Source organism: Flavonifractor sp. An112, from assembly GCF_904377885.1.
Taxonomy (GTDB): domain Bacteria; phylum Bacillota; class Clostridia; order Oscillospirales; family Oscillospiraceae; genus Flavonifractor; species Flavonifractor avicola.
Genome location: NZ_CAJFGT010000107.1, coordinates 1 through 5,327, shown reverse-complemented (window position 1 = coordinate 5,327; position 5,327 = coordinate 1). Strand labels below are relative to the sequence as shown.

Sequence of the window (5,327 nt, the reverse complement as noted above, 5' to 3'; positions counted from 1 at the left end):
TCCCACCCTGGCCCGGCCCATGACCTTCCGCTCCTCTAGCTACAATCAGGAGCTGTCCACCGGCTCCCTGCTGGTGGAGGTGGGCACCCACGGCAACACCCTCCAGGAGGCCCTGTCCGCCGCTCGGCTCTTCGCCCGCTCCGCCGGTCAGGTGCTGCTGGGCTTGAAGGAGCAATGACAAAAAAGCACGCCCTCGGGCGTGCTTTTTTGCGTCTCCAGCCGGCAAAGAAGAATTGCCCTTTTCCGAAAAATCACATATAATAAAACCACTGCGTAAAAACACAGAGGGAGGCAGACTATGATCTTAAACGTGCTGGCGGTAGGTGATGTGGTGGGCGAGAGCGGCGTGGACTACCTGAACCGCCACCTCCGCAGCCTGAAGAAGCTCCATGAGGTCCACTTTACCGTGGTCAACGGGGAGAACGCCTCCGGCGTGGGCATCCTGCCCCGGCAGGCCCGGGACATCTTCGACGCCGGGGCCGACGTGATCACTTTGGGCAACCACACCTGGAACCGCATCCAGATCGCCGACTTTCTGGAGGACGACCGCTATACCCTGCGGCCCGCCAACTACACCAACCGGGTGCCCGGCCGGGGCTGGGGGGTGTACGACGGCCCTAAGGGCCTGCGGATCGGCGTGATGAACCTCATCGGCCGGTGCGAGATGGACAGCAACTTTGAAAACCCATTCACCATCGCCGACAAGGTTTTAAAGCGGATGGAGGGGGTGGACGTGGTGCTGGTGGACTTCCACGCCGAGGCCACCAGCGAGAAGGGCGCCATGGGCTACTACCTGGACGGACGGGTCCAGGCCCTGTGGGGCACCCACACCCATGTGCCCACCGCCGATACCCAGGTGCTTCCCAAAGGCCTGGGCTTTGTCACCGACCTGGGCATGACCGGCCCCGCCCGCAGCGTGCTGGGCATCCGGCCCGAGCAGGCCATCAACCGCTTCCTGGGGGGATTGCCCCGGCGGTTTGAGCAGGCGGACGGGCCCTGTAAGCTGGAGAGCGTCCTCTTCTCCATCGACACCGACGCACGCAAGTGCGTGGGTGTGGAGCGACTGGACCTGCGGGACTGATGCCGCCATCCTTTTGGAAAGGAACATACATTTATGTTAACCATTATTCACGGGGCGGACTTCCATCTGGACGCCCCCTTTGCCGCCCTGCCCCCCGACAAGGCAAGGCAGCGGCGGGAGGAGCAGCGGCAGCTGCTGGACCGGCTGGCCGATCTGGCCCAGGAGGTGAGGGCCGACCTGGTGCTCCTCTCCGGCGATCTGCTGGACTCCAGCCAGACCTACCAGGAGACGGTGGAGGCCCTCTCCCGCACCCTGGGCCAGATCCAGGCCCCGGTGTTCATCGCCCCGGGCAACCACGACTGCTACGGCCCCCGGTCGGTATACGCCAACACCGTATGGCCTGACAACGTACACATCTTTTCCACCGTGTCGGTGGAGTCGGTGGCCCTGCCCGAGCTGGGCTGCACCGTCCACGGGGCGGCCTTCACCACCCCCCAGGCCGACCGCTCCCCCCTCATGGGCTTTACCGCTCCCCGGGACGGACAGGTCCACCTGATGGCCCTCCACGGCGACGTGGACGGCAAGGGCCGCTACGGCCCCATTGATCCCGCCGATATTGCCGCCAGCGGCCTGACCTACCTGGCCCTGGGCCATATCCACGCCTGCTCCGGTTTGCAGAAGGCGGGGGACACCTGGTGGGCCTACCCCGGCTGTCCCGAGGGCCGGGGTTTTGACGAGACGGGGGACAAGGGCGTGCTGGTGGTCACCGTGGGGGACGACCCCAGCGATGTCACCGCCCGGTTCGTACCCCTGGCCGGCCGGCGGTATGAGATCGTGGAGGCCGACGTCACCGGGGCGGATACCGCCGCTCAGGCCCTGGAGGAGGTACTGCCGGCGGAGCCCTGCGGCGACTGCTGCCGCATCCTGCTCACCGGCCAGCGGTCCTTTGGACCGCCTGATCTGGCGGCTCTCACCGCCCAGGCCCAACCATACTATTACAGCGTCACCATCCGGGACCATACCAGACAGCTGCGGGACCTGTGGGAGCGGGCGGGGGAGGACTCCCTCACCGGCCTGGTCCTGCGTCAGCTGAAGGCCCAGGGCGGGCCGGAAGCCGAGCTGGCCGCCCGGTTTGCGTTGGCGGCGCTGGAAAACGGGGAGGACCCCTGCCCATGAAAATCATTCGTATGAAAGCCACCTTCGGCGGCCTGGACCACCGGGAGCTGGAGCTGAAGGAGGGGCTGAATATCATCGAGGCCCCCAACGAGGGGGGCAAGTCCACCTGGTCGGCCTTCCTGCGGGCCATGCTCTACGGCATCAACACCAAGGAGCGGGACAAGCAGGGCTATATCGCCGAAAAGAACCGCTACCAGCCCTGGAACGGCGGAGCCATGGAGGGCGTGGTGGAGCTGGAGTGGAAGGGGGAGCAGATCACCCTTCGCCGGGGCCCCAAGGGCAACACCCCCTTCGGCAAGTTTGAGGCGGTGTATACCGACACCGGAGAGCCGGTGGGCTTCCTCACCGCCGACAACGTGGGGGAGACCCTCATCGGCGCCCCCCGGGAGGTCTTTGAGCGATCGGCCTTTGTGGGCCAGGGGGGCGCGGCCATCGACGGCGCCCCCGCCCTGGAGGCCCGCATTGCCGCCCTGGCCTCCAGCGGGGAGGAGGACGTGTCCTACTCCCGGGTGGAACGCCGCCTGCGGGACTGGCTCAACCGCCGCAAGCACAACAAGACCGGCCTCATTCCCAAGCTGGAGGAGGAGCTGACCCAGAACGACGAGATCGCGGGCCGCCAGGCCAAGGCCTTCCGGCTGGCCCAGGAGGCCCGCCGGGAGATGGACAAGCTCCAGACCGAGCACAAGCGCCTCCAGGCCGAGCGGGACGCCCACCTGGCCCGGGCCATGGCTGCCCGCCGTCAGCGGTGGGAGGAGGCCCAGAGCGCTCTGGAGGCGGCCAGGGGGCAGGTGGATACCATTGAGGCAGAACTCAACCGCTATGGCACGCCTCCCGACAAGGCTACCCTGCAAAAGGCCCAGGGGGAGCTGAACCAGCTCAACGCCTTGCACACCAGTCGCAAGCAGGCGGAGGAGCGGCTGGAACAGGCTCAGACCCAGGAGGCGGAAGCTGCCGCCGCGGCGGTGGACCCCCTGTTCCCCGATATGACCCCCGACCAGGCCTGGGAGCAGGCCAGCGAGGACGCCCAGGCGGCGGGGGAGGTGCCCCGCTGCGGCGGACTGTATGCCGGGGGCGCCGTTGCCCTGGCGCTGGCCGCCGGGTCCCTGGTGCTGGCCTTTACCGGCGTGCTGCCTGCCCTGTGGATGGGCGGCGCGGCCTGCGGCGTGCTGGCCGTGGCGGGCGTGGGCCTGTTTGTGTCCGCCGCCCTTCGGAAGAAAAAGGCCGGGGCTCTGGCGGCGGAGCTGCTGGAGCGCTATGAGGCGGAGGACCCCCAGGGTATCCTGAACCGGGCCAGTGCCTACCGGGAGGCCTGCGTGGTGGCCGGACAGGCCGCCAAACAGCGGGAGGAGGCCCAGCAGGCTCTGGACGCCCTGCTGGCCCAGGACGAGAACACCCGCAAGGCCCTGCTGGAGCTGGTCCACCCCTTTGCCCCCACGGTGAAGGATACCTTTGGCGTGTCGGCGGCCATTTCCCGTGCCCTCCAGCTGGAGGAGCGGCTGGCCACCGCCCAGGTGAAGCTGGAGGGGGCGGAAAAGCTGGCGGCCAGCCTGCCCCGGCCCGAGCCGGTGGCGGCCGACCCCGGGGTGGAGCCCCGGTTTGACCCCGCCGGGACGGCGGCCCGGCTCAACGCGGCGGAGGGGGAGCTGTCCCGGCTCCGCAGCGGCCTGGCCATGGCCCAGGGCGAGCTGAACACCCTGGGGGACCCGGCGGAGTTGGAGCTGCGGCAGGAGGAGGCCCGGGAGGAGCTGGAGCGGCGGCAGACCGAGTACGCCGCTCTGGAGACTGCCCTCAAGGCCCTGGACGCCGCCCACGCTGGGCTTCAGGCCCGGTTCTCCCCCGCCCTCAACCATCTGGCGGGGGACTATCTGGCCAAGCTCACCGGCGGCAAGTACGACAAGGTGTCCCTCACCCGGCAGTTTGAGGCTCTGGCAGAGGAGGCCGGCGGCCTCCAGCCCCGGCGGGCCCTGGCCCTGTCCCAGGGGACGGCGGACCAGCTCTATCTGGCGGTGCGGCTGGCGGCCTGCAAGCTGGTGCTGCCTCAGGAGGAACCCTGCCCCCTGGTGCTGGACGACGCCCTGGCCAACTTCGACGACAGCCGTGCGGCCCTGGCGCTGGAGTGCCTGGAGGAGCTGGGCGGAGAGCGGCAGATCCTGCTCTTCACCTGCCACAGCCGGGAAAGAGCCTGGCAGGAGGGCCGCTGACGCGAATTTCCCTTGCAATCGGGGGAAATTGCTACTATAATCAATCTATCAAAAAATCGCTCCGGTTAAAGGATTCGGAGGGAAAGATAGTGTGAAAGAAAACCGTCAGGGTTGTCTTTCGCGTCCAGTCAAACACTTTTTGAAATTTCAAAAAGTGCTGAGCTTGCTGAAAAAACTTTTTCGGCAAGCTCTATAATGTGGCATATTCCAAGCATATGGAGCTGATGGCATTGGCAAAAGAAAAGACCCAGGAGCAGGAGCTGGAGGGGAAGGACGCCCTGAAGGTGGACCTCTACTTCTGGTTACAGGCCCTGGTGATGGTGCTGGTGGCCCTGATTCTCATCTTCACCTTTGTGGGGCGCATCATCGGCGTGGTGGGCTCCTCCATGTATCCCACCCTCCATGACGGGGACCTGCTGCTGTTACAGAGCATCGGCTATACCCCCAAGCAGGGAGACGTGGTGGTGCTCACCAAGGAATTTGACACCTCCGAGGGCCCCATCGTCAAGCGGGTCATCGCCACCGGCGGTCAGCACGTGGTCATCGACTACGACGCGGGCACCGTTACCGTGGACGGCGAGGTGCTGGACGAGCCCTATATCAACCCGGAGGAGGTCATGCGCCAACCCGGCGGGGAGACCCTCACCGACGTGGTGGTGCCCGAGGGCTCCATCTTCGTTATGGGCGATAACCGCAACCACTCCTCCGACAGCCGCAATGTGACCCTGGGCACGGTGGATGAGCGGTATGTGCTGGGCCGGGCCCTGTGGGTGCTGCTGCCCTTCCAGGATTTCGGGCCCATCGCCCACGGCACGGAGGCATAAATGCAGAAAAAGGGCCTGTTGCAAAATAGCTGTTTTGCACAAGCCTGTCATTGCGAGCCAGTGCGCACACTGGCGTGGCAATCCGTTTCCTCGGCAAAAGGGGCG

The 5,327-nt window shown here is 66.5% G+C and carries 5 protein-coding genes; all 5 read left to right on the top strand.

Going from position 1 to position 5,327, the window contains the following annotated elements:
• The first annotated feature begins 7 nt into the window (after positions 1–7).
• The 5 genes from IHN22_RS12210 to lepB all read left to right on the top strand — a co-directional run bounded on the left by IHN22_RS12210 (position 8) and on the right by lepB (position 5,222).
• Positions 8–178, top strand: a complete 171-nt coding sequence (locus IHN22_RS12210; RefSeq protein ID WP_365814201.1) for a stage II sporulation protein P — start codon at positions 8–10, stop codon at positions 176–178.
• A 120-nt stretch (positions 179–298) separates the two neighbouring features.
• Positions 299–1,081: a TIGR00282 family metallophosphoesterase gene (locus tag IHN22_RS12205; protein ID WP_191435640.1), complete on the top strand. Its 783-nt coding sequence runs from the start codon at positions 299–301 to the stop codon at positions 1,079–1,081.
• A gap of 33 nt (positions 1,082–1,114) precedes the next feature.
• On the top strand, positions 1,115–2,197 hold the full coding sequence (locus tag IHN22_RS12200; RefSeq protein WP_191435638.1) for a metallophosphoesterase family protein: 1,083 nt from the start codon (positions 1,115–1,117) through the stop codon (positions 2,195–2,197).
• Positions 2,194–4,398, top strand: a complete 2,205-nt coding sequence (locus tag IHN22_RS12195; protein ID WP_191435637.1) for an ATP-binding protein — start codon at positions 2,194–2,196, stop codon at positions 4,396–4,398. Before IHN22_RS12200 ends, IHN22_RS12195 begins: the two co-directional genes overlap by 4 nt.
• Before the next feature lie 215 nt (positions 4,399–4,613).
• Complete coding sequence (gene lepB / locus IHN22_RS12190) at positions 4,614–5,222, top strand: signal peptidase I (RefSeq protein WP_191435644.1); 609 nt, start codon at positions 4,614–4,616, stop codon at positions 5,220–5,222.
• Positions 5,223–5,327 lie beyond the last annotated feature (105 nt).

Excerpts from the sequence above, each read along its gene's own strand:
- IHN22_RS12205 (WP_191435640.1), top strand. The coding sequence starts at position 299 with ATGATCTTAAACGTGCTGGCGGTAGGTGATGTGGTGGGCGAGAGCGGC.
- IHN22_RS12200 (WP_191435638.1), top strand. The coding sequence starts at position 1,115 with ATGTTAACCATTATTCACGGGGCGGACTTCCATCTGGACGCCCCCTTT.
- IHN22_RS12195 (WP_191435637.1), top strand. The coding sequence starts at position 2,194 with ATGAAAATCATTCGTATGAAAGCCACCTTCGGCGGCCTGGACCACCGG.
- lepB (WP_191435644.1), top strand. The coding sequence starts at position 4,614 with ATGGAGCTGATGGCATTGGCAAAAGAAAAGACCCAGGAGCAGGAGCTG.